General features: G+C 71.1%; 2 protein-coding genes and 1 pseudogene. 1 reads left to right on the top strand and 2 read right to left on the bottom strand.

Features of this window, described 5'->3' with window-relative positions; all coding sequences use genetic code 11:
• Positions 1 to 112: 112 nt before the first annotated feature.
• Positions 113 to 943: pseudogene (locus ACFW2E_RS18765) on the bottom strand (LCP family protein); the annotation flags it as partial.
• 250 nt (positions 944 to 1193) lie between these two features.
• Between ACFW2E_RS18765 and ACFW2E_RS18770 the strand changes: the two are divergent.
• Positions 1194 to 2222 (top strand): glycosyltransferase family 2 protein, encoded by a 1029-nt coding sequence (locus ACFW2E_RS18770; protein WP_384467723.1) that lies wholly within the window; start codon positions 1194 to 1196, stop codon positions 2220 to 2222.
• 27 nt (positions 2223 to 2249) lie between these two features.
• Here ACFW2E_RS18770 and ACFW2E_RS18775 read toward each other — a convergent pair.
• On the bottom strand, positions 2250 to 3856 hold a 1607-nt coding region (locus ACFW2E_RS18775), incomplete at its 5' end, for an LCP family protein (protein WP_384467725.1).

Genomic DNA, 3856 nt, shown 5'->3' on the forward strand with positions numbered 1-3856 from the left:
CGCCTCCCTCTCCCCCCCCCCCGCCCCCCCCCCACGTCCCGGCCGCCCCGCCGCGGCGCACTATATTTTACCCCCGGCGGCTGGGCTCGTGGGTAACCGCGGTGGGGGGGGGCCCCCACTTCCGCATCGCCCGGCCCAGGTCCAGCAGCTCGTCCGAACCGAGGCCCACGTCCGCGCGCACCGAGCCCAGCACGGCCCGTGTCACGTCACGGAAGCGCAGCGGGTTCAGCAGCACCCCGGAGGACGTCGCCCGGTCGATCAGCGCCGCCATGAAGCGCTGCTGCCGCTTCATCCGGCCCAGGTCGCTCGCCCCGTCCACGTGCCGGGAGCGGACGTACTGCAGGGCCTCCCCGCCCATCAGGGTGTGCGTGCCCGCCGGCAGGTCGAGGCCGGTGTACGAGTCCTTCAGCGGCTCCGCCGTGCAGATCTTGACCCCGCCGAGCACGTCCACGGTCTTCATGAAGGTGGTGAAGTCGACCTCCAGATAGTGGTCGATCTTCACATGCGTCATGTTCTCGACCGTGCGCACGGTCAACTGCGGCCCGCCCTCCGCGTACGCCGCGTTGATCCTGACGGGATGCGGTCCGTGCCGCGCGCCGGTCGTCTCGTCGACGTGCTCGGGCACCTCCGCGTACGAGTCGCGCGGCAGGCTCACCACGCTCGCCCGCTCCCGGTCCTCCGACAGGTGCACGATCATGATGGTGTCGGTGCAGTGGCAGGGCACCCCGCCGAGCCGGTACTTCCGCCGCTCCTGCTCCGTGATCTTGTCGCGGCCGTCGGTGCCGACCAGCAGGACGTTCATGCCGTGGCCGCCCTGCGGCCGGTTCTTCATGTCCTTGAACGGGTCGACCCGGGCGATGCCCGCGTCGAGGCTGGTGACCACCGCGTGCCCGATCCCGGCCGAAGCGAGCACCACCACCGACAGGGTGGTCACCGCCCGCATGGCCCAGCGCGGCCGCCTCCGCCGTTTGGGCGGCACCAGCGCACGCGGCGGCTGGGGCGGTCGCGGGCGGCGCTGCGGGCGTGCGGGGGAGCGCGGCGGCGTGGCGGGCATGAGGCAACCTCCGCTGGGACTCTGGGCCCGGAGCCGTTCGTGGGATCGTGAGCACCGTAGGCCCATACGATCTCCAGCCCGCGGCAGAGGACCGGTGGCGCGCACCGGTGTCCCCCGTTCGCGGTAACGTGAGCCCCCTATGAACGCCAAGCCCGACGTGCGGCTCCCCGCAGTTTCTGTGATCATGCCCGTCCTCAACGAGGAGCGGCATCTGCGCGGGGCCGTCCAAGCGATCCTCGCGCAGCAGTACGCCGGTGAGATGGAGGTCGTGATCGCCCTCGGTCCGTCCACGGACCGCACGGACGAGATCGCCGCCGAACTCGTGGCCGAAGACCCGCGCGTCCACACCGTCCCGAACCCGACAGGCCGCACGCCTGCCGCGCTCAACGCCGCGATCAAGGCCTCGAGCCATCCGGTCGTGGTGCGCGTCGACGGCCACGGCATGCTCTCGCCGAACTACATCGCGACGGCCGTACGCCTCCTGGAGGAGACCGGCGCGCAGAACGTCGGCGGCATCATGCACGCCGAGGGCGAGAACGACTGGGAGCACGCGGTCGCGGCCGCGATGACCTCGAAGATCGGCGTCGGGAACGCGGCCTTCCACACAGGTGGCGAAGCGGGCCCCGCCGAAACCGTCTACCTCGGCGTCTTCCGGCGCGAGGCCCTCGAACGGCAGGGCGGCTACAACGAGGAGTTCATCCGCGCCCAGGACTGGGAGCTGAACTTCCGCATCCGCGAGGCCGGCGGACTGATCTGGTTCTCGCCGGAGCTGAGGGTGTCGTACCGGCCGCGGCCCAGCGTGAAGGCGCTCGCAAAGCAGTACAAGGACTACGGCCGCTGGCGGCACGTCGTCGCCCGCTACCACGAGGGCTCCATCAACCTGCGCTACCTCGCCCCGCCGGCCGCGGTGTGCGCGATCGTGGCCGGCCTCGTGGCCGGCGCGGCCCTGACCCCGCTGGGCTTCGTGATCCCCGGTGGCTATCTCGCGGCGATCGTCTCCGGGTCGGTCCCGGCGGGCAGGGGGCTGCCGCTGAAGGCCCGGCTGCAGATCCCCGTCGCCCTGGCCACCATGCACATGTCGTGGGGCTGGGGCTTCCTCACCAGCCCGAAGTCGCTGGCGAAGCGGGTCATCGCGTCCCGCCGTCCGGCGGTGCTCGCCGCCGACTGAGCACCGCCGTACCGGATCCGGCCCGGACTACCAGGTGTAGTCCGGGTCGACGTGCATGCACGCCTTGGTGTCCGCGCCGTTGAGTGCGCTCGCCGACTTTGGCGTCGTGTCGTCCTCCTCCGTGGCAACGTACTTGGTTCCGGAGCGCCAGTCCGCGCCGACCACGAGCGTGACCCCGGACACGTCCGTCGACTTCTTCACCTGGCTCGTCGGGATGCCGAGCGCCTTGGCCACCCGCTGAGCGTCCCCCTCAAGATCGGCGCTCGGGTATCGCACGACCGTCCGTTCCTCGGCGAGCAGCGTGGAGGTGTCCGCGACCGCCTCGTCGAAGCCCATGCCGGCGAGCAGCCGGGCGATCGTGCCCGCCCGGCCGGAGACCGCTGTCGCGGTGCCGCTCCGGGTGCCGTTCTGCACCTGCACGGCGATCTCGTCGTCCGGCGCCGCCGGGTCCGTGGAGGTTTCCGGCTTCGCGGTCTTCCTCTTGTCCTTGCCGTCCAGCGCGATGTCCTCGCGCACCAGCCGGAACAGCTTCGCCGCGTCGGCCGGTCTGGGCAGTACCCGGTTGCCGTCCGAGGAGTACACCCATGGCATGGTCGTCATGGTGATGCGCTCGGTGGGGACCTTCTTCAGCTCCTTGCTCAGGTCGTAGAGCTGCGTCACGGTCCCGAGGCCGGTGTCCACCGTCAGCGCCTTGGTGGCCGTCTCGGCCAGGTCCCGCAGCCTGCCGGGGTTGCTGAGCGTGGCGTTGGCGCGCAGCTGGCGGACCATCGAGTTCATGTACATGTGCTGGGCCTTGGTGCGGGCGATGTCGCTGCCGTCCTCGAAGCCGTAGCGCGTGCGCAGCCACTGCAGGGCCTGCTTGCCCTTGACGGAGGTGGTGCCCTTCTTCAGCTTGAGGCCCGAGCCGTGGCCGGAAGAGGTGTGCGAGTAGATGTTGGCGTCCACGCACACCGGGACGCCACCGATGGCGTCCGCCATGGACACCACACCCGAGAAGTCGACCATCATGAAGTGGTCGATGTGGATGTCGGTCAGCTTCTCCCAGGTCGCCACCGTGCAGCCGGGGCCACCGCGGCCCAGGGAGTCGTTCGTCATGGTCGGCCAGGTGCTCGCCGGATACACCTTGCCGCTGTCGGGGTCCGTGCACTTGGGGATCCGCAGCAGCGTGTCGCGCGGCATGCTGATCACCGACATGTTGGAGCGGTCCGCCGACAGGTGGAGCAGCATCTGGACGTCGGCGCGGGGCGCGGTGTTGAAGGTGTCCTTGGCGCCGCCGAGTTTCTGGTCCGCGGCGTTGTTCCGGCCGTCGGAGCCGATCAGCAGGATGTTCAGCGGCTTCTGGCCCGCCGCGTTGGCCTTCGGCTCGGCCGCCCGGTCCTTGGAGTCGCCGATGTTGAGCGGGTCCTTCTTTAGGTTGGCGTTGAGGTGCTGGTAGTAGAGGTATCCGGCGCAGGCCGTGCCGAGTATCGCCACCGCCAGGACCAGCGCCGACCAGCGCAGGGCGCGTCTTCCGCGCCGTTTGCGGCCGTCTCTGCCGTCTCTGCCGTGGCGCCGGCCGCCGCCCCGCCGCCCGCCCGGCGCCCGGGCCGGCGGGGCGGCGCGGGTTTGGGCCGGCGCTTGCAGCGGCCCGGGGC

It is taken from the genome of Streptomyces sp. NPDC058964 (genome assembly GCF_042741275.1).
In the GTDB taxonomy this organism is placed as follows: domain Bacteria; phylum Actinomycetota; class Actinomycetes; order Streptomycetales; family Streptomycetaceae; genus Streptomyces.